Source organism: Paenibacillus sp. RS8, assembly GCF_041956825.1.
Classification (GTDB): Bacteria; Bacillota; Bacilli; order Paenibacillales; family Paenibacillaceae; genus Paenibacillus_AQ.
The window spans coordinates 292,151-317,336 of sequence record NZ_CP168131.1 but is presented as its reverse complement, the minus strand read 5'-3'; the positions used below and the strand labels follow the sequence as shown (position 1 = coordinate 317,336).

13 protein-coding genes are annotated in these 25,186 nt (G+C 47.0%); 8 read left to right on the top strand and 5 right to left on the bottom strand.

Annotated features, from left to right (window positions below):
- Nucleotides 1–96 precede the first annotated feature (96 nt).
- Genes ACDZ28_RS02435 through ACDZ28_RS02425 form a run of 3 tightly spaced genes read left to right on the top strand, consistent with a single transcriptional unit; the run spans nucleotide 97 to nucleotide 3,564 of the window.
- Nucleotides 97–1,599 carry a DEAD/DEAH box helicase gene (locus ACDZ28_RS02435; RefSeq protein ID WP_042130870.1) on the top strand — a complete coding sequence of 501 codons (1,503 nt, stop codon included), beginning with the start codon at nucleotides 97–99 and terminating at the stop codon, nucleotides 1,597–1,599.
- Nucleotides 1,596–2,342: an ABC transporter ATP-binding protein gene (locus tag ACDZ28_RS02430; RefSeq protein WP_042130869.1), complete on the top strand. Its 747-nt coding sequence runs from the start codon at nucleotides 1,596–1,598 to the stop codon at nucleotides 2,340–2,342. The genes ACDZ28_RS02435 and ACDZ28_RS02430 overlap by 4 nt, the downstream gene beginning before the upstream one ends.
- A gap of 1 nt (nucleotide 2,343) precedes the next feature.
- The gene (locus ACDZ28_RS02425) at nucleotides 2,344–3,564 is read left to right on the top strand and encodes an ABC transporter permease (protein WP_042130868.1); all 1,221 of its coding nucleotides are present in this window, start codon (nucleotides 2,344–2,346) and stop codon (nucleotides 3,562–3,564) included.
- Nucleotides 3,565–3,788: 224 nt separating this feature from the next.
- Here ACDZ28_RS02425 and ACDZ28_RS02420 read toward each other — a convergent pair whose 3' ends face one another.
- The 3 genes from ACDZ28_RS02420 to ACDZ28_RS02410 all read right to left on the bottom strand — a co-directional run bounded on the left by ACDZ28_RS02420 (nucleotide 3,789) and on the right by ACDZ28_RS02410 (nucleotide 6,155).
- Nucleotides 3,789–3,908, bottom strand: a complete 120-nt coding sequence (locus tag ACDZ28_RS02420) for a YjcZ family sporulation protein (protein WP_212567871.1) — start codon at nucleotides 3,906–3,908, stop codon at nucleotides 3,789–3,791.
- A gap of 148 nt (nucleotides 3,909–4,056) precedes the next feature.
- On the bottom strand, nucleotides 4,057–5,358 hold the full coding sequence (locus ACDZ28_RS02415; protein ID WP_042130867.1) for an aminotransferase class I/II-fold pyridoxal phosphate-dependent enzyme: 1,302 nt from the start codon (nucleotides 5,356–5,358) through the stop codon (nucleotides 4,057–4,059).
- 179 nt (nucleotides 5,359–5,537) lie between these two features.
- Nucleotides 5,538–6,155 carry a pyridoxamine 5'-phosphate oxidase family protein gene (locus ACDZ28_RS02410; protein WP_375103946.1) on the bottom strand — a complete coding sequence of 206 codons (618 nt, stop codon included), beginning with the start codon at nucleotides 6,153–6,155 and terminating at the stop codon, nucleotides 5,538–5,540.
- A gap of 141 nt (nucleotides 6,156–6,296) precedes the next feature.
- On the opposite strand from ACDZ28_RS02410, the gene ACDZ28_RS02405 reads away from it, so the two are divergent.
- From ACDZ28_RS02405 to ACDZ28_RS02390, 4 genes are all read left to right on the top strand, one after another.
- Nucleotides 6,297–7,793, top strand: a complete 1,497-nt coding sequence (locus ACDZ28_RS02405; protein WP_375103945.1) for a PLP-dependent aminotransferase family protein — start codon at nucleotides 6,297–6,299, stop codon at nucleotides 7,791–7,793.
- Between the two features lie 158 nt (nucleotides 7,794–7,951).
- Nucleotides 7,952–8,737, top strand: a complete 786-nt coding sequence (locus ACDZ28_RS02400; RefSeq protein ID WP_042130864.1) for an AraC family transcriptional regulator — start codon at nucleotides 7,952–7,954, stop codon at nucleotides 8,735–8,737.
- 674 nt (nucleotides 8,738–9,411) lie between these two features.
- Nucleotides 9,412–10,155, top strand: a complete 744-nt coding sequence (gene gpmA / locus ACDZ28_RS02395) for a 2,3-diphosphoglycerate-dependent phosphoglycerate mutase (RefSeq protein ID WP_042130863.1) — start codon at nucleotides 9,412–9,414, stop codon at nucleotides 10,153–10,155.
- A gap of 631 nt (nucleotides 10,156–10,786) precedes the next feature.
- Entirely contained in the window at nucleotides 10,787–17,662 is a 6,876-nt protein-coding gene (locus ACDZ28_RS02390) for a glycoside hydrolase family 3 C-terminal domain-containing protein (protein ID WP_375103944.1), read from the top strand.
- Between the two features lie 72 nt (nucleotides 17,663–17,734).
- Here ACDZ28_RS02390 and asd read toward each other — a convergent pair whose 3' ends face one another.
- On the bottom strand, nucleotides 17,735–18,523 hold the full coding sequence (gene asd, locus ACDZ28_RS02385; protein ID WP_042130862.1) for an archaetidylserine decarboxylase: 789 nt from the start codon (nucleotides 18,521–18,523) through the stop codon (nucleotides 17,735–17,737).
- A gap of 85 nt (nucleotides 18,524–18,608) precedes the next feature.
- The gene (locus tag ACDZ28_RS02380; protein ID WP_231573920.1) at nucleotides 18,609–19,730 is read right to left on the bottom strand and encodes a YheC/YheD family protein; all 1,122 of its coding nucleotides are present in this window, start codon (nucleotides 19,728–19,730) and stop codon (nucleotides 18,609–18,611) included.
- A 214-nt stretch (nucleotides 19,731–19,944) separates the two neighbouring features.
- On the opposite strand from ACDZ28_RS02380, the gene ACDZ28_RS02375 reads away from it, so the two are divergent.
- Nucleotides 19,945–24,990 (top strand): WIAG-tail domain, encoded by a 5,046-nt coding sequence (locus tag ACDZ28_RS02375; protein ID WP_375103943.1) that lies wholly within the window; start codon nucleotides 19,945–19,947, stop codon nucleotides 24,988–24,990.
- Nucleotides 24,991–25,186 lie beyond the last annotated feature (196 nt).

Below are 25,186 nucleotides of genomic sequence, written 5' to 3'. Positions count from 1 at the left end.
GCCTATTGTCAGCATTATTGGCCTTCCATTTGGTGGAGAGGCCTTTTTGGCATATAATGAAGATATTATCTCAAGCGAAAAGGATGAATTACACTTATGAATAAAGCTTCTTTTGCGGCTATCGGCATTCAAGAAGACCTAGTTACCCGATTGTCGGAATTCGGCATTAACGCCCCATCCCCGGTACAAGAGCAGACAATTCCACTTCTGCTGGAGGGAAGAGATGTTATTGCTGCTTCCCAGACTGGAACGGGTAAGACCTTGGCCTATCTGTTGCCCCTGCTTCAAACGATTAACCCGGAGCAGAAGGTGGTCCAAAAGCTGGTGCTTGCCCCTACACAGGAACTGGCGATGCAAATCTTACGCGAGGCAGAACGTTATGGTGAACACCGCGGGATTCGGGTGATGGGTCTCATTGGCGGAGCAGCTATCAAACGCCAGATCGACAAACTGCGTGAGCATCCACAGCTTGTTGTGGGAACGCCCGGCCGGATCCGGGAGCTGATCGGACTTCGCAAGCTGAAGATGCATGAAGTCAGCACGATTGTTCTTGATGAAGCGGATCAAATGTTCCAGTTAAGCGGGGCCGGTGAGGTAACGAAAATTGTTAGCAGTGCGCTGCGTTCACGCCAGCTCGTGATGCTGTCAGCAACGATTGGACCGGAGACGAAGGCCTTGGCTAATCGTGAAATGAAGAACCCGGCAGAAGTTGGCATCGCTCCTGGTGTAATGACGGCTGAGAGCTTGGAGCATCATTATGTTGTCGCTGAAGAACGTAACAAAATAGACATGCTGCGTCGAGTCATCCGTCATTACAATCCGGATAAAGCGATTGTGTTCGTGAATGCTACAGATGATATTGCAGAGGTTGAGGCTAAGCTGAACCATCTTGGACTAACCGCAGCGGCCCTTTACGGTGATGCTGATAAGGTAACACGTAGTAATGTATTGTCACGTTTCCGCGAGGGGAAATTCCGTGTACTTGTTGCCAGTGATGTAGCAGCCAGAGGACTGGATATTGAGAATTTGTCACTGGTAGTCAGTTTCGATCCTGCGTTTGATTCCGAGCATTATGTACACCGTGCGGGTCGTACGGGTCGGATGGGAAAACGCGGACTATCCGTAACGATTGTGACAGAGCAGCAGACCTTTATCATGCGTAAATTTGCCCGTGAGCTGGATATTGCCCTTGAAGAGCGGGAAATGGTCGGTGGCAAGGTGCTAGCAGCAGATGAAGCGCGCAACGCTTTGAGTAGTGGGCGGGGACGCAATGAGAACAGTGGACAACGCCGCGATGGAGCTTCTCCGCAGAGCAGCAGACCACAGGCACGAACATCTGGGAATGCAGTCGTGCAGTCGCCAGCAGCCGGAACAAGCCAGCAAGCTGCCAAAAGACTGGCTACGATTCATACAAACGAGGCAAGCGGAGAACCTCAGCGCGATTCTCAGCGTAGTGTGAATCCTTCCGCAGGTGCGCGTGGAGGTGCAACTCCTGCCCGGAGTAAACGCAGCAGCAATGCGGAACGTGAGAAGAACCGTAAGAATAAGGGAGCGCCAAAGTGGTTGAAAGACAAAACTCCGAGAGGTGACGGTCAATGAATAATTCTCCCGTATTGCAAATTACGGGCCTCAGTGGTGGATACAGCCTGAATAAGCCGGTGCTGCATGATATTGCTCTTCAGGTGCAGCCTGGCGAAATGGTTGGCTTGATTGGTTTAAATGGAGCAGGGAAAAGTACGACCATGAAGCATATTTTAGGATTGATGTCGCCCCATAAGGGCGATATTACAGTAAAGGGTAAGACCCGTGCTGAAGATCCAATCGGATATCACAATGCGTTAACTTTTGTACCTGAATCGCCTCTTCTATATGATGAAATGACGGTACGCGAGCATGTTGAATTTACAGCAAGAGCGTATGGGGTAGAACAAAGTGATTACGAAACCCGCACCTTACATTTAGCCAAGCTGTTCCATATGGAAGATAAGATGGACACGTTGTCGACTCATCTATCTAAAGGGATGAAGCAGAAGGTCATGATCATGTGTGCTTTCGTGGCACGTCCTGCGTTATATGTGATCGACGAGCCTTTTTTAGGGCTGGACCCGCTTGGGATACGCTCTCTGCTTGATTTCATGATGGATCTGAAAAAATCAGGCTCCTCTATTCTGCTAAGCTCTCATATTCTTTCTACCATTGAGAATTATTGCGACCGCTTTATAGTGCTGCATAAAGGTAAGGTGATTGCTCAGGGAACGCTGGCAGAAATAGCGGCAACCACTGGACTACAGGGGCTGACTTTGGAGCAGCTGTTCTACGAGCTGGTTCAAGGAGGGAAATAATATGGATTTGAAAGAGCTGCGGCGCACGCGGCGAGGTCGATTCATGGGAAGTATGCTTCCTTATGTGGGATATATCATTCAAAGCGGCGTAGCGATGGTCTTCCTCTTTGTGTTGATTGTCTTCTCAGCTTGGTATACATCGTTGTTACAGAATGTACCAGAAGGTATTCCCATCCGTTGGATTATGCTTGCAATACTACTGCCTGCGGCAGTACATAGCAGCTTCCGAACCTATTTGCAGACCCCGGATACAATCTTTCTATTGCCTCAAGGACACCGAATGAAGGAATATTTCGCACCTTCGTGGGTGAGTGGAAACGTATGGAAGATTATTCGATTGTTATTTGTACTCATTACGCTTTGGCCGTTGTACATACGTACAGATGACTCTCCTAAGCGGCTGTTATTTACAATATTGATTCTGATCGCTGTGAAGATAATCGCGAGTTACGGCTTATGGAAAGAGATAGCTATGCTGTCGCGTCCGATGGCTGGCATATTCACGTTCTTACGCTGGGCAGTAGGAGGATTAATTATAGCTGCTTGGTTGTGGCAGCCTGCTGGTAGAAGCCTGATATTTATGGCACTCTTAGCAGCAGCCTATCTGGTTGCATTGTCTGTGCCTGCACGTCACGCCGTGCCTTGGGAAAGACTAATCACCATGGAAAAGAATCAAGGTGGACGCGCGCTGATGGTTCTGGGGTGGTTCGTGGATGTACCAGGCCGTGAGCAGCGGGTGTATCCTCGACGATATCTTTCCAAATGGGGGGCTCGGCTGCCTTGGCGCAAGGATACGGCTTACCGCTATTTGCTGACCAAAAGCTTCGCCCGGGGAGATATCTTCGGAATCATTATGCGGATTTCGGTGCTGGCCTTGCTGCTGAATTGGTTGAACCGTGACAGTTATTTTGGCACCGCGATCTATTTGTTCTTCCTGTTCATTATTGGGGTGCAGTTGTCGGCACTTCGCAAATTGCATAGTGAATCTTTTTGGCTGACAGTGTATCCCTTTCCTGAAGGCAGTAAGGCGGATAACACAACACAATTCGTATTCCGCGCGCACTTGGTAGTGGCACTGATTCTTGGATTGCCTTTCTTAGCTTCTATTGGTGACCGACTACTGCCAGTGATCGGTACATTCGCAGCAGGTATTCTGGTATCCTTTTTGTTTAAGGCATACTTGTCCCGCAAAGCGGCACGGATAGCTGACGAAGATTTGTAAGGAATTCTTTCAAAATAAAAAGGCTTTCTCAAAAGTAGAGCATTCTACGGATGAGAGAGCCTTTTTTTTACGTATCAGAAAGTATATATTGGGGCTCCCGCATAGTACCTGAGTACGCATCGAAGCAAAGCCCAACTTAGTGGGGATATAATTGATGGGGAATGAGACGTACTACGGGAAATGGGAAAGAGCTCGAGGCTCTCTCCCCAAAATGTCATCTCTAGTTAGACAAAGAGTGAACGGCTGATGATTACCAGCAGGATAAAGAGAACCAGAATGGCGCCAGTGCTTGTGAATCCACCGCCACAACAACCGTTAAATCCGCCTCTTACTTCTTCGCTCATGTTCATTCCCCTTTCGGTGTGTGTTGTACTTGTGTACATCGTATTGTATGTGCGGAGAGAGAAGCATGTATAGGCCAATGCCGGAGGAGTCCAGAAAAAAATCAGCCCCGCAAAAGCGGAGCTGATTGTAGGGAATATGAAAGATGGGTTAAGCTTTTTCCAGATCACGCACGCCTGCGTATACAAGATCGAATAGATCTTCGAGCTGATCTTCTTCGATACAAGAGAAGGCAATACGCAGATCAGTTTCTCCGAGAGCGATAGTGCCCAGTCCGTAATTATGAATTAGGTGAAGCCGAAGGGCTTCAGCCGAAACGGTATGAAGCTTCAGACACATAAAGTATCCGGAGTTAAAAGGATAATATGTCCATACATCATCGCCGTATTTGCCGCTATCTAGCAGCGCCTTTACTTTATTCGCACGGCCTTTCATGATTTGGAACTTTCCATCCTTCTGTTCTTCGAATTGCGGTGATTTCAGTGCATCCAGTACAAAGGTCTGCGAAGGATGTGCACCGCTGGAAATGGTGGCGCGAATGATGCCTAATGTTTTTTGCTCCAAGGCAACCAGCAGATCCTTATCTTCCGAGGCATAAGTGATGAAGCCAACACGGAAGCCCCATACGTACTCCTCTTTAGTCGCTCCGTCAATCTTAATTGGAAGCACACGTGGGTGAATATTAGCTAATTTACCGAACAATGATTCCTTTAGTGAATCTTCAAAGAACAGTCCGAAGTAGGCGTCATCGCTTACGACAACCACGTTAATACCTTCTTCAGCCGCACGAAGGATAGCAGCGACGATTTCATCGCCTTCCTTCATCCCTGGAGTATATCCAGTAGGATTGTTAGGGAAGTTCAACAGAACGATCGCTTTTCCGCGTTCTTTTTGAGCCAGCAGCGCTTCTTCAAGACCCGCACTGTTAAAGGTCATTTCTTCTGTGAAAAGTGGATAGTTAACAGTCTCCCCATGACGGCGGATTCCGAAGGTCAGTTCATAGTTTTCCCAGTTCTTATCTGGATAGATAATTGCGTCGCCTGGCTCTGCGAAGAGGTCAGCCACAATGCTAAGCCCATGAGTCAGGGCATTGGTCACAACAGGATTACTGAAGGATTTTCCTTCAAGTGATGGGTTTTCACGTTGCATTTTTTCACGCCATACAGTACGTAGCTCAGGTTTACCTGCCGGTGGAGCATAGCTATACAGATCCTTAGGATTGTAAGCAGAGAGCTTATCCTGAATGATGCCGAGGTGCATAGGCACGCCGCCTTCGGTGGCAATCCCGATGGTTGCATTGTATTTCTTGGCGTGAGCACCTGCTTCAGCGGATTGGCTCAGAATGCCCTCCTTAGGGAAGTAAATTTCTTTGCCAAGCGTAGAGAGCATATCATACACATGTTCATTTCCTGCTTTGATGCTTTCGTTCAATTGTCCAGCTAGTGGATTCATCAGTTTCATCCTTCCAGGGTTCTTTGGGGATAACATACTGTTAACATTGCCTAACATTATATCACCGCGGCTTGCAACCGTCACTTGGAAAGATACGTTTTTTTAAAATTTAAAGAAGTATAAGTTTTACACTATACATAATGCCCATTTTTGTATGAGAATCAGGTCTATCTTATATATTATTCGGAGTGGTAGGGGCAGTATTTTTTCATCATTTCAATGGTTTCTGCATCCCGTGGATGATTTCTTTCTGACAGACCGGAGATGACTCCAGAACGTCCTTCTTCTTTTAAATTTTGCCCAAACTTAAACTTCGCAGTGATCTCATCGGGGGTAATGCGTACAACGGCAACTCCCTTTAGACGGGAACGGTACCTAGGGTCTTCCGCATCAATGGGTTCATAGCCACCCTCGGGCTGAAGCTTATTCATAAATAAGGAGAGCACGGTGGCTTTTTCGCTAATGTCTTCGACAGGCTCGGCTGTGCCGTAGGCTGTAACACTTTTAAAATACGCGGTTGCTGGGCAGGCCATCTCTGGATCGCTAAAATAAGACGGAATCAGTGCATACTCATCCGCTACAGTAAAGCAGACCTTCTGTTGATTGCGGATCGCCTTCATTTTGCCACCAGCATGACTGCCGTGAAAATAGAAACACCCACCTGTATATACAAAATTCAGCGGAGTCACCCTCGGCAGCCCCTGTTCATCGCTTGTCCCGAGAAAACCGAAGCTCATTCCGTTTAGAAAAGAGACCAATTCTTCCTCCTGATCTACTTGAAATTCTTTTCTGCGCATAGGGATCACGTCCTTTTCTTAATAGTGTAGAGCGTTTGCTCCGATGTAGATGTTCTTTCAAGAATAGTAGAGTAGTTGACAATTAAAAAGTACCAATTAAGATTGTTTTTAATGGGCCACTTGTGGGCCAAGGAGGGAACAATGAATATCACGCTGGCATACGATCAATATCTAGCGATATACCGTTACAAATATCTAGCGCTATATCACGCGCTCCGCGCTGCAATATTGGAGGGAACTCTCCCAGGAAGCACTCAGCTTCCGTCTACACGAAGTCTGGCAATGCACTATGACATGTCGCGCGGGTCGGTCTCTCAGGTGTATGACATGTTGCTCGCTGATGGTTATGTAAGGACGGTGACTGGGCGGGGGACATTCGTATCGGAGGATAGCTTCTCTTCAGCTTCTGGTAATAATAAGGGTGAAAATAAGGCTTCGGAATCAGCGGCTGGAGTAAGCGGATTAACTGAGAAAACAATCCCCCTATCAGCATGGGGCAGGAGACTGCTCGCGCGTCCGACACCCTTATATGAGCAGAGTAGCAAGCATGTTGTGAGCTTCCTGAGCAGTGGTATGCGGATGGAGCATTTTCCGTATTCCGAATGGCGCAGTGCGTTGTCTTATGCCGGAGGCAAAGAAGGCGGATTGTTGCAGAGCACTTGTCCGCCTCAAGGTGATGCAGGACTTCGGAAAGCTATTGCTGCGCATCTGCGGATTACCCGCGGAATTCGTGCGGATGCTGAGCATATCGTATTGTTTAGCGGTTCGATGCAAGGCATCGTTATATTGACCCAGCTGCTGCTGGATGCGGGAGGTTCGGCTGTCGTAGAGGACCCGGGTTTTCATGGGATTCGCCGAGCGGTAGAGATCACTGGAGGTCAATTGCTGAGTGGCAAGCTGGATGGAAGCGGGCTTATCCCGGAGGATTGGGATGCACGCTTGTTGTTTGTTACACCGAGTCGTCAATTTCCTACAGGCGTCGTGCTACCCTTGGAAAGACGGCGGACCTTATTGGAATGGGCTCAGCAGCATGATGCGCTTATTATTGAAGATGATTATGATAGTGAGTTTCGGTGGTCAGGACGTCCAATTGAGCCTTTAAAAGCGCTAGATCGCGGAGAACGAGTGGTGTATATTGGCTCCTTCTCGAACACGATGTTCTCTGGCCTTCGGCTTGGCTTTGCCGTGCTTCCTCCCTCTCTGGTGAAACCGACGATCGCCGCAAAGGGGCTGTATGAGCCCTCACCAGTAGGACTCCTGGAACAGCGTGCATTAGCGCGGTTTATGAATACTGGCGGTTATGGTCGACATCTACGTCGGATGACCCGTATTTACGGCGAGCGCGGCCGTATTCTTAGGGCTCTGCTGACAGAACAGCTTAAAGAGCTGTTTGAGCTGCTACCCGGTGATGCGGGGCTGCAAGTATATGCACGGTGGCTACGCAGTCGCGAAGAATTCGTAGTATTCCGTTCGGCGGCGCGTAGGCGCGGTACAGATTTCAGAGATGCGGCGTTATATCAAGTTTCGCTGGGGGAACCAGCCGCATGTTTTGCTTTTGCTCATCTGAGTGCAGAGGAGCTGGAAGAAGGAGTAAAGCGCCTGCTTTTGGCATGGGAAGATGTACAAAGTGCAACATGACAAGGTATGATGGTGGGGATGGGAAGCAAAACGAAGCAAGTTTTGCGGAGTAACTCAAAGTAGATTATGCTAACAAAACGAAGTGAACGCTTACGAAGCAAGTTTTGCGAAGTAACACAAAGTAGATTATGCTAACAAAACTTTTGGGAGGGAACGTTATGCTGCACGCATCGCCGTCCTCTTTTGTTATATTACCTGCCTTGGCGAAGATTGTGTGCGAACCAAGCTGGAAATGGCAAAAAAGAGAGAAGTCGCTGCAAAACTATGATTTATTCTATGTATGGAGCGGGGAAGGGACGGTTATACGTAACGGGGAACCCTTCCAAGTGGGCAAGGGTAGCTGCTTCTTGTTCCGTCCGGGTGACCATACAAGCGCTACTCATAATCCGCAACGACCGCTTGTCCTTACATATATTCATTTTGATGTCACGGGAGAGGTGACGGAGATTCCGCTGCCCTATCGCGTACTTGCAGAAACGGTTGAATTTGAGCATCTGCTTGCTCGTTACGTTCGACTATTCTTAGTGGATACGTACGCGGCTGAGGAAGAAGGGCAGCTTGTTCTAAAACAACTAATGATTCATCTGCTTAGGGAGGACCGAGTGAAGCCTGTAGAACGTTATGCTAGCAACCATTTAACAGAGATTATTCACGAAATAGCGAACTATGTGAGCCAGCATCCCGGAATTCCGCATCGCGTAGAGGATCTTGCTGCCCGTGCAGGGCTGTCACCGCGGTATTTTTCAATCAAGTTCAAGGAGCTTACCGGCTCATCCGTTCAATCTTATGTCATCCGTGCCCGGATTGAGCGTGCTCAGCATTTGCTGCTTTACGCAGGAATGAATGTGACTGAGGTAGCGGATGCACTTGGATATCGTGATATTTTCTTTTTCAGCCGCCAGTTCAAGCAATACACCGGAAAAAGTCCATCCGAGATCCGCTGATTTCCATGCTTTGTTTCAGATATGTCATCCAAGGGTAAATACTTTGCAGTTTAGTTTACAGAGAATTTACATAACATCTTGGAAGGGGAGACACATAGGATGGTGATCAGACGCCGAATCTGCAACACTGATTGTAAAAGTGGAGGCGCAAGGATTTTTAGAAACCGTTTAAAACGATTAAAACAGTCGAGTGCTTTTGCCATAGATAGCTGGTTTTAAACTAAGCAAGCAGGTATATCAACGCTGGATATGACCAAAGACTTTAAATAACCGGGGCCAACAGGCTTCCGGTTTTTTTGGCAAACTGAAGGTTTATCATCCTTAACGTTGTATTTTATACAATAGAATGAACTCCTTTGAGGGTAATTTTGCATTCTGTTGCACATCTTACAATCAAATGCAGGGGAAACGCCGATTCTAAAGATTATCACGGTGATCTATTGCACGAAGTACAACGAAATCTTTTTACGAGTTAAAATAAGGATGATCTGTTGCACATTCTGCAATTAAATCAACACCTCGCATCAGATGATGTTTCAAAAGTCCAATGTTGGCTAGTAGTCGATATTTATTTGAGTGAATGGGTTATTACTAAGGAGAGTATTATTCTTGTAATGCATCGTAAAAATCACACGTGACAGAGTTCTAGAGCTATAGGTGGGAGGAGAGAGGAAATGTACGAAATCGTGCTTATACGTCATGGTGAAAGCCAGTACAATGTGCAGAATTTGTTTACGGGCTGGAGTGACCCCGATTTAACCGAGAAGGGTATTCAAGAGGCCAAGGCTGCTGGCAAGCTATTGAAGGATGAAGGGTATACGTTTGATCTTGCTTTTGCCTCGGTACTCAAACGATCGATCAAAACACTTAACTATGTTCTTGATGAAATGGATCTGCTGTGGATTCCTGTGCAAAAGTCCTGGAAGCTAAACGAACGGCATTACGGCGCACTTCAGGGACTCAGTAAAAGTGAAACGGCGATAAAATATGGTGAAGAACAACTGCATCTCTGGAGACGCAGTTTATCGGTTCGGCCCCCTCTGCTGGAGCTGGATGATCCCCGGTATGCCAGAAACGATATTCGCTACAGCAGTGCTCGCCCGGAAGATATCCCGCGTGGCGAGAGTCTGGAGGATACTGTTCATCGTGTGGGCGATTTCTGGAGAAACCGCATTGTCCCCCTTGTGCGTAAAAAGGAAAGGGTGCTTATTTCAGCTCACGGGAATACGCTGCGAGCGTTGATCAAATTTATGGAGGATATTGATGAGGCAGCACTGCTGGAGCTCAATATTCCTACCGGTGTGCCCCTCGTGTACAAACTGGATGAGGACATTAATCCAATCAGCCGCTTTTATTTAGGCGATCCGGAACAGGTGGCAGCCAAGGCACGGGATGTTGCTAAGCAGGGGCATGTGTAAATAGGGTTAGTGGGTGCAACAGAGCAGATAATTACTTGAAAAGATTAAGGGACAGCCGCGGGGCTGTCCTTTTGTTTTTCCTTTTGCGACGGTTTGCTTGGATCTTGTTGTCTTTGTGATATATGAGTATATTCAATAAATCTATGAGGATTTTCTATGTTAGGATGATAATTCTGATGATAGTATTCAATGTGAGTTCAAAAGTAAAGGGGGAATCAATGAACATTTTCGCACGTTTTAATTTGTAAGATGGGTTAGTTGGTACTGTTCTTCCTCAAAAAAACAGGGAAATAGAGGGGAATTATGCACAAAATCTAAACCGGTTTAGATTTAATCTGATTTATTCTGATTTGTTCTGTTCTGTTCTGTTGTAACTTACTTGATGCTTGAATAAGCCTTACTCCACAGCGGCTGGCGCAAATTATTTTTAGAGAATAACTCCTTCCTGAAAGAAAATTCATCCTATTGATTTATGAAGTGAATATTTTACGATGACCCATTATCCTAAGCTGTACCTTAATCGAAAGGAATGGTGATAAGTATGAGGAATAATTGTAATCGCTTACTTAAAATATTATTCTGCTGCATTCTGATAACCTCAATCATAACGCCTGGTACCAGTTCTACCGTTATGGCGAAGGTTCTCCCGGGTTTAGCGGATGTATCCCGGGAAGTGGCAGCTGAAGGTATCGTGCTGCTGCAAAATCCGGAGTATAAACTAGCAGGGTCAGAAGTAAATGAGAATGAACAAGTGCTCCCTATCAAGAAGAGTGAAAATGTATCTGTATTTGGCCGCATACAAGCGCATTATTACAAGTCAGGCACAGGATCTGGGGGTGCTGTAAGGGTAGATTATGTGAACGGGATTCTGGAGGGGCTTCGCAACAATCCCAGTCTCAAGTTAAATGAAGATCTGGCGAAGGTCTACGCCGACTGGATCAAAAAGAATCCTTTCAACAACGGCGGTGGTGGCTGGGCTGCTGAGCCATGGTCCCAGGCGGAAATGCCTTTAACCGATGAAATTGTGGATGCAGCAAAAGCAAAAACGGATGCTGCTGTGGTCATCATAGGCAGAACAGCTGGTGAAGATAAAGATAATACGGACGTCAAGGGTGCCTATAAGCTGACAGACCTTGAAGTTGATATGCTTAACCGGGTCTATGCCAAATTCGACCGAGTGGCCATAGTATTGAACGTAGCCAACGTTATCGATATGTCATGGGCTAAAAACTATCCCAAAGCTGCTATTTTATATACATGGCAAGGGGGGATGGAAGGGGGAAGTGCAGTAGCCGATGTGCTGACCGGAGACGTTACGCCAAGCGGTAAATTGAGCGATACGATTGCAGCTACACTTGCTGACTATCCTTCTACTGCACATTTTGGCAGCAAAACTGAGAATTCTTATAGTGAGGATATTTATGTAGGTTATCGGTATTTTGAGACCTTTGCTCCAGATAAGGTGCTCTATCCATTTGGTTACGGGTTGTCCTATACCAATTTCAAGATCACTACTGACAATGTCACTGCTGGTGAGAATGAGGTTGCAGTGACTGTAACTGTTCAGAATACAGGTAAGGTGGAAGGCAAAGAAGTTGTACAGATTTATTACGGTGCACCACAAGGTAAACTTGGTAAACCGGCCAAGGAGCTTGCTGCTTTTGCTAAGACCCGGCTGCTACAGCCTGGGGAAGCACAGTCAATTACCATCACATATGACACCAAAGATATGGCTTCATATGATGACAGCGGGATTACAGGTCATGATTCATCTTATGTCCTAGAAGCTGGTGACTATAATATTTATGTAGGCAACAGTGTAAGTGACAGCGTAAAGCAAGGAGTATACAGTCTAAATACTTTGAAGGTTGTAGAAACCTTGCAGGAAGCGCTCGCGCCTACTAAGGAATTTGATCGCATCAAACCAGGTCAGCCGAATGGAAATGGTACTTTTACCACTGTTACTGAAAAGGTACCGATAAGAACTACCAACTTGGATGAGAGAATCAAACAGAATCTCCCTGCGTCCATTCCACAAACTGGGGACAAGGGTTATACCCTATTGGATGTATACAATCAAAAAGTGACTATGGACCAGTTCATCGCACAATTGTCTAACAACGATCTAGGGGCCATTATTTTAGGGGAAGGGATGTCCAGCCCTAAAGTTACAGCTGGTACCGCTGCCGCCTTTGGTGGTGTCACTAAAAATCTGCTGAAATTCGGACTCCCTATCGACAGTGCGGCGGACGGCCCTTCAGGCATCCGGATGGAGACCAATGCAGAGAAGGCAACCAGTATCCCGAACGGGACGATGCTTGCTTGTACGTGGAACACGGAGCTCAATGAAAGATTATTCGATCTTCTCGGCAAAGAAATGTTGATTAACAATATTGATACGCTGCTAGGACCGGGAATCAATATCCACAGAAGTCCCCTGAACGGGAGAAACTTCGAGTATTTTTCGGAGGATCCGTTACTGACAGGCATCATGGCTGCTGCACAGACAAGGGGTCTTCAGAAGAACGGTACGGCACCAACGATTAAGCATTTCGCTGCAAACAATCAGGAAACGGATAGACATCTTGTGAATGCACTTGTCTCTGAAAGAGCGCTGCGCGAGATTTATTTGAAAGGTTATGAAATGGCTGTGAAGAGTGGAAAGGCGCGTTCAGTGATGACGTCCTATGGTCCGGTAAACGGTACTTGGGCTTCCAGTAACTATGATCTGAATACGACCATCCTCCGCGGAGAATGGGGCTTTGACGGTATTGTCATGACAGACTGGTGGGCGAAGATGAGTGAGGACCAGGGCTTCTATGCCACTTCCAATCGTTATGATGAAACCAATGGCAAAGCTATGGTTCGTGCCCAAAACGATCTTTACATGGTAATTCCGAACGATTATGCAGAAACGCATAAGAATCGGAATAACAGTACCTTTAATACGATGACATCGCTTGCTAACGGCAGTCTGACCTTAGGAGAATTGCAGCGTTCTGCTAAGAATATCACGAGCTTCTTGATGCAATCTCCAGCCTTTGCAAGAACGGCAAAGATTGACTACGTGGTCAATTACACGCCGGGAAAAGATTGGTTCCGGGTGAATACGGACAAATCGGGTGATCCGCAGCTCTCCGAGATTACGGTAGGCGGCAAAAAGATCAAGATATTTAATCCATTGAAACTCGACTATAAGGCCTTTGGTGAAACGACTGAAATAAGCAGCTACCCTGAAGTCAAAGCTACGGCGACAGCCGGTGTAGACGTAAGTGTACGACAAGCCGATAAAGATAGACCGGCTGCTGTAATTACTGCTTCGGCCGGAGGAGAGAAACGGATCTACAAGGTTATCTTCACTTCGGAGGAAGGCTTGGAACCGATTTTTGAGAATCCGACCTATGCTTATTTAAAGAACATCTCGATTGATGGTAAGCCGCTTGAGGGCTTTGCGCAGACCAGGTTCAGTTATGATGTAGGTCTCAGTAACGGGGCTGCTTTACCTAAAGTTACGTTTGAATCGGATGATGGTGTAAAAGCGACAGCCAACGTAGATCTCATCAATAAAAGAGTGACGATCAAATGTATCAGCTCCGATCAGGCGAATTCCTATGTGATACAGTTTGGTACGACACCACAGAGCGATGAGTTCGACACTACGAGTTTAAGCAACTTCTGGACGATTAATAAAGAGACTGCTACCAATGCAGAAAACAGCAAAAATTGGTCTTTGAGCACTGCTCCCGGCAATTTAAGAATCATCGCTGAAAGAGGGGACTTCTGGAGTGATCATGCAGATTTGAAGAACTATTTCCAGCAGGAAGCCTTCGGCAACTGGGAAGCAACCGTAAAAATTAATATGAGCAAAGCGCCAAATCAAAATTATAACGGCGTCGGCATCACGGCTTCACAGGATAACAATAACTATATCTGGGTGAAGTATGAATACAGTAGCGGCAAGATCATTGGCATGACCAAAGAAACCGGGGGCACGGAGCCTGTTACCATCGGACAACTGTCTGCTAGTCAGCTCACTAGTATTTTCGGAGAAAAGAAAGAGCTATATTTACGGCTGAAAAAAATAGGTAACAGCTACTCGGGTTATGTCAGCGCTGACGGCAAGGAATATATTTCACTAGGCAGTACAACTGCGAATTATGCCAATCCGAAGTTTGGGTTACTTGCATCCAACGGAAGTCAGACTCTTACAGATCCATTTATTGTTGATTTTGATTATGTCAGAATCAATAGTGATGTAGCTTTGGCAGTAAAGAAGATTGGGGAAAATACTAAATTGAAGGTAGCAGAAACGGAATTTGCCTCCATTACTCCAATAATCACGCCGGTAAGCAGCAATGATGTAGACGGCGGATTATGCTACACCAACACAAGCAAAGGTGAAGCCATTTCCTATAAGGTAAATGTGGAGAAAGAAGGCATGTACAAAGTCACATCACGAATTCGTTCCAGTCAATCGGATGTCGCCCAAATGTCCTTTGGCGTCTATGATGGCGATAAGCTACTGGGAACCTTTGACCTTACCACGACTAAAGGGGTATGGAAAACCTTCAGAATCCCTGATATTCATCTGTCGGAGGGCGAGCATACCCTTAGAATTGTATTTGAGAGTGCTGGCATTGACTTGAACTGGTTAACCTTCCAGTTAAAGCAGGACAATGTAGACACATCTGCGTTAGATGCGGATATCAAGGCTGCTCAAAACATCGATATGAGTGCATACACAGCTTACAAAAAGCTCAAATTCAACGCTGTGCTGGAAGAGGTCAAGGCTGTTCTTGCCGAGCCGATCAACGATGAGGTTGTTGCAGAGGCCATAGCTTCTTTGAAAACGGCTATAACAGATTTGAGCCTATCGTCCATGCCGATCAATATTGCTCCGAGAGAAACGTTGAAGGTAGAGAACGGTATTAGAATTTATCCTTATAATGCACCATGGATTTATGCAACCAATACCCAGTTCAGATTTGAAAGTGGCACGGAGGCCATGAGCTATGTCAATTCTAATGACCTTGTTTATTTCGGTCAGGTTGACTTGACCAATCTTGTGGAAGTCAGAGTGCAGTATGCCCGTGAAGGCGGAACCTCTCCATCCTTTAAGTTCTATACAGAGGCGGACAATACGGGTAAACCAGTTAAACGAGCTACCACAACAGGAAGAGCATACGCTGATGCTTACAGCGGCGGAGGTTCTTTTGAACTTGGTAATGAATTTGCAAGCATTAGTTTTGCTCAGAAAGCAGGCGCTGCTTGGGGAAATTATGGCATGGCAAGCACCAAGCAAACGCCCGGAAATTCTTATATTGATCATTATTTGACAGCGGAAACCTTCCTAGACAGAAGCAAAGTGACTGGAAAACAAAATGTGTATATGATTTTTAACGGATTAAATGCTAATTTGCAATATGTTGAACTCATTTATGCTGAGCCGATTGAAGTAACCTTCGATCAGAATTATCTGGACGCACCATCGCCTACTAAGGTAACCGCACTTAAAGGTGAAGCATTAAGTGGCTTACCTATGGCACCGGAACGTGAAGGTTACATTTTTGATGGCTGGTTTGATAATAAAGAAGGGACCGGTGATGCATTAGCCGCAGAGACAGTATTGAACAGAAGCACGGTGTATTATGCCAAATGGACAGAGGATACCCATGCTAGAGACATTGTATCGATTGTTCAGCCGCAACTGCTGAGTGTACCGTTTGGGACTGCTGCAGGAGAATTAATTCTACCTGCTACAGTGGAAGCAACATTGGGCAACAAAAAGGTAATTCACTTGCCTGTACAATGGGACAGTAAAGATTATAACGGCGGCAAAGCAGGGAATTATACGCTTGCAGGCAGCTTTGAGCTACCAGAGGGTGTGTTGAACAGTACCCATCAAACTGTTTCTATAACAGTGGTTGTACTGCCAGAGGGCACTAAACCTATCCAGATTACTAAAGTTGAGAAGCTGGAGGGTAAAAATGTTGAGTTTGGCACCGCCTTTGATAAGCTGGAATTGCCATCTTCAGTTACAGTAACACTGGATACGTATGAGATGAAGGAACTTGTTGTTCAATGGAGCCCTACTGGTTATAACGGTAATGCAGAAGGATCATACGTACTGAACGGTACTATGGTTCTGGAAGAAGGAATGATTAATCCGAATGATCTGAAAGCTTCCATCACCATACAGGTAATGCCGGAGGTGATTCGCATTGCTGAGATTACCGCCGTGCAGGATTTGGAAAGTAAGAGTGTTCCATTCGGGGCTTCATTTAATGGATTGAAGCTGCCATCTTCAATTAAAGCTACATTGAATAACGGGGAGACCAAGGAGATATCCATTGAATGGAACGATGAAGGTTACAATGGCGATAAACCGGGGACTTATATCCTGAATGGTGCGCTAGTACCTGTGCAAGGAATCAGCAATCCAAAGAACCTGAAGGCAACCATTAAGATCGATGTACTGCCAGAGATCGTTACGACTCCGGAGATTACGGCAGTGCAAGCACTAGTAAGTAAGAGCGTTGCTTACGGTACCGGATTTGACGCGCTGGAGCTGCCAACGTCAGTATCTGTAACTCTAAATACTGAGGTGAATAGGGTCATTTCTGTTCAGTGGAACAAGGAAGGCTATAACGGTAATGCGGAAGGAATGTACACTATCAAGGGGGATTTGATCTTGCCGGAGGGTGTAGGTAATCCTCTTGGTCTGAAGGTGCAGATTTCTGTGATCGTTAAACCTTACAGCGGCGGATCAGGTGGAGATAGCGGGCAACCAAGCACACCAACACCGACTACCCCAGCGGTATCTTCAGTACCGTCGATTCCTGGAGAAGTCATAAAACCTGGAGAACAGCAGCCTCAGACTCCAAAAACAGATGAAAAAACTAAGACACCGGAACTAATCAGACAAGAGCTCAAGAATAAATTCAAAGATGCTGCTCTAATTCCTACTTGGGCAGAATCCGCAATTGCAGCGCTGATGGAGAGAAATATTATCGGCGGACGCACAGACGGAAGCTTTGATCCAAGCGGGAAGGTAAACCGTGCCGAGTTTGTTGCCATGGTAGTAAAAAGTTTCAACTTCAGCATGGGTGAGAATCAAAAGCAGTTTACTGACGTTCTGAAAGATGCTTGGTATAAAAACTATGTTGAGATTGGCACTTCTAATCAGCTGATCAACGGTATCGGTAACGGAATGTTTGCTCCAAATAGCAGCATTAGCCGTCAGGACTTGTGTGTAATTCTATTCAATGCATTGAAGAAACTGAATGTTGAATTACCGCAAGCGATGAACCATGACTTCCCAGATGATGCTTCTATCGCAGGTTATGCTAAAGAAGCGGTCTATGCCTTCAAAGATCTTGGTATTGTTAATGGAGGCAGTGGTGGAGAAATGCATCCGACAGCTTCGGCCACAAGAGCTGAAGCAGCTGTGATCATCAAAAATGTGCTCGATTACTATGCTAGTGTAACAAGCTCTAAAGTGAAATAAACAAAATAAGGGTATCCCGGCGCCGATTTTAATCGGTCAGGGATACCCTTATTTTGTTATATCGTAACTTTACTAAGGCTGATGCAGCGTCCCCAGCAACTCCCCCATTTTTACCTTCGAGTTGACCTCAAGGTTAGGTCTTGGGGTAAAAGTACCGCTTTCCATAAGCAGCACTACAGTGGAGCCGAACTCGAAATAGGCTAGATCATCGCCGATTTGCCACTCGGTAGCATTAGCATCCGTATACCGGATGCTGCTGACGTTCATCGCGCCTACCTTCACTACTGCGGTTTCACCATAGCTTCCAGCGATATACGTAATGAGACGTTCGTTACGATTCAATACACCCTTCATATGTCGCATACCGAAATCATTGACAGGGTAGGCTCGTCCACGAATATAATCGCTCTCCACCTTATGTCCAGTAAGGGGAGAGTGAATCCGGTGATAATCTGTAGGACTCAGATAAAGGACGAAGAAAAAGCCCTTTTTGTACAGCTCCAGATGTGGAGAATGATTTAGTAGATCCTCGATCTTATAATCCTGCCCTTTTACATTCATAATCGTACCAGAATTAATATCGCCCATAGCAGTAATCATTGCATCTACGGGACTAACTAAAGCGTCAGCATCGGTTGCAATAGGCCGCATGCCAGGCTTCAGCCGGCGGCTGAAAAACTCATTAAGAGTGAGATATTCTCCAGGATTCTTCTCCGCCTGCGCGGAGGGGATTTGATAAGTCTTAATAAATACCGGGATTAGAAAACGGCTGAGTCTACTATGAGAAAAAGACCCCATTATCCGTGAAATCCATCGGTGCGAGGATAGCTCGGTCATCAGCCGCAGCAATTGTTTTACCATGCCCATCTCCCTTCCATAATACAGCAGTACGGCTGTATGCGGCCGTCTCTGCTCTGCATTATATTGACATAGAATAGGAGACAAATCAATAACCGTTATATATGAGACTGTTCTTTTCTAGTAAAAAACGTGCGTATCCCATAGGTCTTCGGTAACTCTCCTTCCAAATCTCTGTTAGGCCGGCTTTGTGAAATCCATAGCGTTGGTCGCGGCCATTGCATTCTATGAAGAAGAGTTGGCCTTCCTTAGTAATGCCAATATCCAGTCCGATATCAGCCAGACCTGGAAGGTCTTGTTCGAGACAACGTGCGATCACAAGACTAAGTGCTTCGACAGACATACGGATATGGGCTGCTGTTGATCTAGTGAAAGCTTTTTCAAGTGCAAAGGAAGAGCTTAACGCTTCGCCTCCACGGGCTATATTGGAGACAAAACCCCCAGGGGGTGCCAGTTTGGCAAAGAGCCCCGTGACTTGCCAATCTCCTCCCCAGCCGCGTTGAACAGTGACCCGCAGATCAAATGGACGTCCTCCAATCTCCGCAAGGGGAATACGCTCCTGCACGAGATAAGGGACGGAGGCAAGACGTGTTCGGAGCGCTTTTGGCAGTGCCCCCTGATAGACGGGAGTGCTTATCCAGCGCCGCATTGAGGGAGAAAGATAATTTAGGCTCCAGCGCTGTGTTCCTTTTCGAACCAGCCGCATGACACCATGCCCAATGCTTCCACGGCATGGTTTAAGAATAAGATCCGGGTAATGATTCATCATTTGTTTGAGTCCAGATACTCCTGTTGTTGCAGGCAATACCTCACGAAGCTCTTCATGCTGCTCAAGCAGTTCATGGATCTCATCTTTGCCGTATCGATTGCATGTATTGTACACCAAAGGATGGTGCCGCAGCAGACGTTGCATCCCTGGACTATTTTGGCTGTATATCGCCCGGTTATGGATGACAGTGGGCGTAGGTACTACAACGCTTTTATATCCAAGAGAACCTTTTATATAGGCGGCACTGAAGCCTGAGTCTGTATCGATGTCCGCGAGCTTCAGGAAGCAAGGGACTAAGCCGTATGCAGCGGCCGCCTCTTCATAGTTGGATAGAGACTCCTGTCCTGTTTTTAGCCGGGGAACGCCTCGGTGCATATCGGCATTTAGTAGTATTCCAACGAGCTTATGCCCCATGTCTGTACCTCCTGTTTCTTCGGTCACGTGATTCCCGCCTTTACTACTCTTGTCATTGTATGTTTGTACCCGCGTGTCAGGGTGGACGAATGCGCGGCGGCAGAAGCCTTTTTTTATAAATATAAGAAAGTATAAATTTCATCAGAATCTAATAAAGGGCTTATTGCAAAAGGGTGTCATCAGCCCATACCGCTGCATATGATGCCTAGGAGAAACATTAGATGGAAGGAGGAGACTGCTTGTGAGGGGTTCCAAAAAAAAGCAGCCGCGCAGTCCACAAAAACGACTCTACTATGTAGATAATCCCAATATAAAGGAACTGACTATGCTGGAAAGCAAAAGCAGTTCAAAGGATTCGGGGAGCGGCAGTGACGGAGTCAGTAAAGCAGAGCTCGCGGATGTTCAGGTAAGTGGAGGAGCAATAGCTGAAGTCGTTCAAGAGGAAGCGATTTTCGTACCCGTTCTGCAACCAGAGCCAGAGCCTATAGTGGAAACACAGCTTCAGAAACAGGCGGATAATCTTCCTGAGACGATATGGTTCGCTCCTGAAAAAGAGCGGTTCCAGCCTGTTTATACAGATGATCTATCGGATGCAGCAGTGACCGGGGCTAAAATCGCTCCACGCACCATTGACGGCTCAAAGCTGAAGTTCGGCATTATTGGTACACCTTGGCTGCAAGATTACGCTGTACAGAGTATCAATATCGCGGACAAGGCAGTTACTTCTTCGAAAATTGCGCCTGAATCCATTGTAGGTGAGCATTTAGCCGAAGGAAGCGTAAGTGGCGGTAAACTGCTGGATCATTCCATCAGTGGAGAGAAGCTGAAGAACGGCAGTATTAGTCCGGAGAAGCTGGCGGATCGGATTATTGGCGGCGGTCAAATTGCAGATAAATCCATTGAGAGCCGTCATTTGAGTGATCTGATTATTACGGCAGAGCTACTGGAGGATGGGGCGGTAACTGGTGACAAAATAGGAAGCAGCAGCATCTCGGGCCGCCACATCGCAAATGGGAGTGTTGACCGTTCCAAGCTAGCTGATGCAGCGGTATCAGGCGATAAAATAGCCGATGGTGAAATCAGCGGCTCCAAGCTGGCTGATGCTGTGATTGAAGGTCGCCATCTAAGCGATGCTTTGATAACCGCCAGACATCTGGCTCCGGGAGCGATCGGCCCAGGGCAGCTTGCCAGCAAGCTGATCGGCAAGGAGCAGCTTCAGTCGGGTGTAATCGAAGGCGCACATGTAGCTGATGGCGCTATCGGTTCCAAGCAGCTAGGTGCAGAAGTGGTGAGAAGTATCCACTTAAGTGCAGAAAGCGTGCACGGTTCCCATATCAGCGACGGGGAAATAACGAGTCGACATCTGGCTGACCGAAGTATCTCCTTTTTAAAGCTAACGGAAGGTGCGGTAGGCACTGCACAGCTGGTTGAGCAAGCGGTCACCTCATCGAAAATCGCTGATCAAAGCATACTCGCACATAAGCTAGCAGATGAAGCTGTAACCACAAGACATATTGCTAAATCCGCCATACGCGGACCGCAAATCGCTATGCAGGCTGTTTCCTCCAATCATCTGGAACGTGAGGCTGTGAACCACTCTCATTTAGCTCCGGAGTCGGTAGGCTCGGAGCAGCTTATGGATGAAGCTATTTATACTCATCATCTGTCCTCTGGCGCTGTCACTGGAGAAAAGCTGGCCTCAGAGTCTGTAGGTGCGGAGCAACTTCGTCCACAGAGCGTAACTTCCGCCAAGTTAGCCGACGGAGTGGTGAGCTCGGCGAAACTAGCAGCAGGATCGGTCATTGGAAGCACGATTGCCCGTGAAGTGGTGAGTGGGGAGCATATTGCTTTTTGTGCAGTGGAGGAGAAACATCTAGCCGATGCCAGCGTGAGCGGCCGTGCGTTGCAGGATGCTGTGGTAGATAAAGATCATCTTGCCACTGGAGCTGTGGAACGGAGACATCTCGGAGAAAATAGTGTGACTGCAGCTGCGATTCAGTCCGGTTCGGTTTCAGGCGATAAGCTGGCTTCTGCTGCGGTGAGGGAGATTCATTTGGCTGCTGGAGCAGTGCAGCCGCATCATCTGGCAGATCATGTAGTGACGTCGTTAAAGCTGTCCCCGGAAAGTGTATCGACAGATAAGATTAGTGATTTATCGGTCACTTCGGCTAAGCTTGCCGACGGAAGTGTAGATTCTAGTAAATTAGCAGCGTCGGCAGTTCAGGCAGAGCATTTATCTGTGAATGTAGTTCAATCAAAATCCATTAGTGACAGTGCGGTTCAGAGCAGACATTTGAATCCGGGAAGCATCGGCGGAGCGCATATCCGGCCGTTGTCCATTGGAAATGGCCATATTATTCCTAATTCCATCTCTACGGTTCAAATACAAGAGGGCAGTATAAGCGGCTCTAAGCTGGCCAAAGAGGCTGTGGATTCCCAGCATCTTTCACCGAGCAGTGTAGACGGCAGCCATCTATGTGCGGATACGATTGAAGGACGGCATATCGGATATGGTGAGATCAAGCTGGCTCATCTAGCAGAAGATGCACGCAGCTCCGACTTGCTGCCAGAGGGTAGTATTACTGGGGAGAAGCTAGCAGAAGAATCCGTTGATTCTATTCATCTTGTACCTGAAAGTGTGAACGGAAATCATCTGAGTCTTGGTGCAGTAGAAGGCCGTCACATCCGGCATGGAGAGATCACACTCGCTCATTTGGCAGAAGAGACTTTTAGTTCTGAGCTGCTGCCTAACGGTAGTATTACCGGCGAGAAGCTCGCAAAGGGATCTGTAGGTTCTGTTCATTTAGTGGATGGAAGTGTAAATGGCAGTCATCTGAGCCCAGATACAATAGAAGGACGTCATATCGGGTACGGTGAGATCACACTGGCTCATCTAGCTAACGATGCACGTAGTGCAGACTTGCTTCCAGACGGCAGTATTACCAGAGAAAAGCTAGCAGAAGAATCTGTGAATTCAATTCATTTAATACCTGGAAGCGTAAATGCCAGTCATCTGAGCCCAGATACAATAGAAGGACGTCATATCGGGTACGGTGAGATCACATTGGCCCATCTGGCTAACGACGCACGTAGTGCAGACTTGCTTCCAGACGGCAGTATTACCAGAGAAAAGCTAGCAGAAGAATCTGTGAATTCAATTCATTTAATACCTGGAAGCGTAAATGGCAGTCATCTGAGCCCAGATACAATAGAAGGACGTCATATTGGGTACGGTGAGATCACACTGGCTCATCTAGCTAACGATGCACGTAGCTCAGACTTGCTTCCAGACGGCAGTATTACCAGAGAAAAACTGGCAGAAGAATCTGTGAATTCAAGTCATCTAATACCTGGAAGTATAAATGGCGATCATCTGGGTCTGGATACAATAGAGGGCCGGCATATCGGGTACGGTGAGATTACCCTATCACATCTAGCTAAAGAAGTACGTAGTTCGGAGTTGTTACCGGAAGGCTGTATTACCGGGGATAAGCTGGCAAAAGAATCCGTAGATTCTACTCATCTTGCACCTGAAAGTGTAGGGAGTAGTCATCTGAGTTCGGGTGCAGTAGAAGGTCGCCATATCGGAAACAGCGAAATCACACTGGCTCATCTAGCAGCAGAAACGCGTAGTGCGGACTTGTTACTGGATGGCAGTATTACTGGCGAGAAGTTGGCAGAAGAATCGGTAAGTTCTATCCATCTTGCACTTGGAAGTGTAGGGAGCAGTCATCTGAGTCCGGGTGCAGTAGAAGGCCGACATATTGGGTACGGTGAAATCACGCTGGCTCATCTGTCGGAAGAAGCTTGTAGTGCTGATCTGCTGCCAGACGGTAGCCTTACTGGTGAGAAGCTGGCAAATCAATCCGTAGATTCTATTCACCTGGTGCCTGGAAGTGTGGATGGTAGTCATCTGAGTTCGGGGACAGTAGAAGGGCGTCACATCCTGCATGGTGAGATCACTTTAGCTCATCTGTCAGAAGAGGCTCGTAGTGCTGACCTGCTGCCAGATGGTAGCCTTACTGGTGAGAAGCTGGCGGAAGCATCCGTAGATTCTATTCATCTAGCGCCTGAAAGTGTAAATGGAAGTCATCTGAGTCCAAGTACAATAAAAGGCCGTCATATCCGACACGGAGAGATTAGTCTGGCTCATCTGTCAGAAGAGGTTCGTAGCTCTGATCTGCTGCCAGACGGCAGTATTACCGGAAAGAAATTGGAGGGTGGATCTATTAATGCCTTTCATTTGTCTCCGGGCAGCGTGTATGGGGGACATTTAGCGAGTGATACGATAGATAGCCGTCATCTCCGGTCTGGAAGCATCGCTCTGAATCATTTAGCAGAAGAAGTATTTAGCGCCGATTTGTTGCCGGATGGCAGTATCACAGGAGAAAAATTGGAGGGTGGATCCATCCATTCTTTCCATCTGGCTCCTGGTAGCGTCTATGGTGGTCATTTGGCAGCGGATGCGGTGGATAGTCGTCACATTCGATCCGACAGCATCACCTTAGGGCATCTGTCAGAAGAGGTGCGTAGCGCCGATCTGTTGCCGGAAGGAAGTATCACCGAAGAAAAGCTGGCCGAAGGTTCAGTGAATTCTTTACATTTGCAGCCATGGAGTGTGTATGGAGAGCATCTTGCTGACCAGATCGTGGCAGATCGACATTTGCAGCCCGGTATCATCAAATTGGAGCATCTTGCGGATGAAACACGTAGCGCAGCGCTGCTTCAGGATGCTAGCATCGACGGATTGAAGCTTAAGGCAGGCAGCATCGAGTCCACTCATCTGGCCGATGGTGCAGTAGGGACGACGGAGCTTCAGGATGAAGCGGTTGTAGCTTCCAAAATCTCTTCATTTGCCATTCAAGCCCGTCATCTGGAGGAAGAAAGCGTTCAGGATTATCATATTGCGCCCGGTGCAGTAAACGGAGCCCATTTGGCAGTGAATTCTGTCAATGCTGAACATCTATCCTTCAGTCCGATTCAGACTGCAGGAAAGCGAGAGGCGCTCCAGCAGTTCGGTATGACAGCATTTATGTTCAATGGAGATGCTGAGAGTGTGGAGGTGACCGTATCATTCGATGAGAACTTCGGTCATACGGGTTATGTGCTCGTCGCCATGACGAATCAACCTTACTTCTATGCTTCCTTAAAGAGCAGAGCTAATGGAGATGCAGTGATACAAGTGGTGCGCTTGCGCGAAACTCCTCATTTCTACGGGGTCATCTCTTGGATTGCTATCGGCGCACCTTTAGCCAAACCGGCAGTGGATGATCGAGTGTTTGATTAAATTTCAAATCGTCTCTCTTAAAATAACAGAGCAGCGATTCTTCTTATGGAGATCGCTGCTCTGTTGTTTTTTGGGTCGTTAGCTACATGTACCGCCGAGTCCTAGTCACCCGCTACGGCTTCCGGATCCAGATAACGTAATTTAGGAATAGGGCATTCTTTGGTGTTTTTCCGGACAATAGCGTCTATGGAGTCCA

What these genes read in the sequence shown, in the direction of transcription:
- ACDZ28_RS02435 (WP_042130870.1), top strand. Translation starts at nt 97, where the DNA reads ATGAATAAAGCTTCTTTTGCGGCTATCGGCATTCAAGAAGACCTAGTT.
- ACDZ28_RS02410 (WP_375103946.1), bottom strand. Translation starts at nt 6,155, where the DNA reads ATGCGCAGAAAAGAATTTCAAGTAGATCAGGAGGAAGAATTGGTCTCT.
- ACDZ28_RS02390 (WP_375103944.1), top strand. Translation starts at nt 10,787, where the DNA reads ATGGCGAAGGTTCTCCCGGGTTTAGCGGATGTATCCCGGGAAGTGGCA.
- ACDZ28_RS02415 (WP_042130867.1), bottom strand. Translation starts at nt 5,358, where the DNA reads ATGAATCCACTAGCTGGACAATTGAACGAAAGCATCAAAGCAGGAAAT.
- asd (WP_042130862.1), bottom strand. Translation starts at nt 18,523, where the DNA reads ATGGTAAAACAATTGCTGCGGCTGATGACCGAGCTATCCTCGCACCGA.
- ACDZ28_RS02420 (WP_212567871.1), bottom strand. Translation starts at nt 3,908, where the DNA reads ATGAGCGAAGAAGTAAGAGGCGGATTTAACGGTTGTTGTGGCGGTGGA.
- gpmA (WP_042130863.1), top strand. Translation starts at nt 9,412, where the DNA reads ATGTACGAAATCGTGCTTATACGTCATGGTGAAAGCCAGTACAATGTG.
- ACDZ28_RS02425 (WP_042130868.1), top strand. Translation starts at nt 2,344, where the DNA reads ATGGATTTGAAAGAGCTGCGGCGCACGCGGCGAGGTCGATTCATGGGA.
- ACDZ28_RS02405 (WP_375103945.1), top strand. Translation starts at nt 6,297, where the DNA reads ATGAATATCACGCTGGCATACGATCAATATCTAGCGATATACCGTTAC.
- ACDZ28_RS02400 (WP_042130864.1), top strand. Translation starts at nt 7,952, where the DNA reads ATGCTGCACGCATCGCCGTCCTCTTTTGTTATATTACCTGCCTTGGCG.
- ACDZ28_RS02430 (WP_042130869.1), top strand. Translation starts at nt 1,596, where the DNA reads ATGAATAATTCTCCCGTATTGCAAATTACGGGCCTCAGTGGTGGATAC.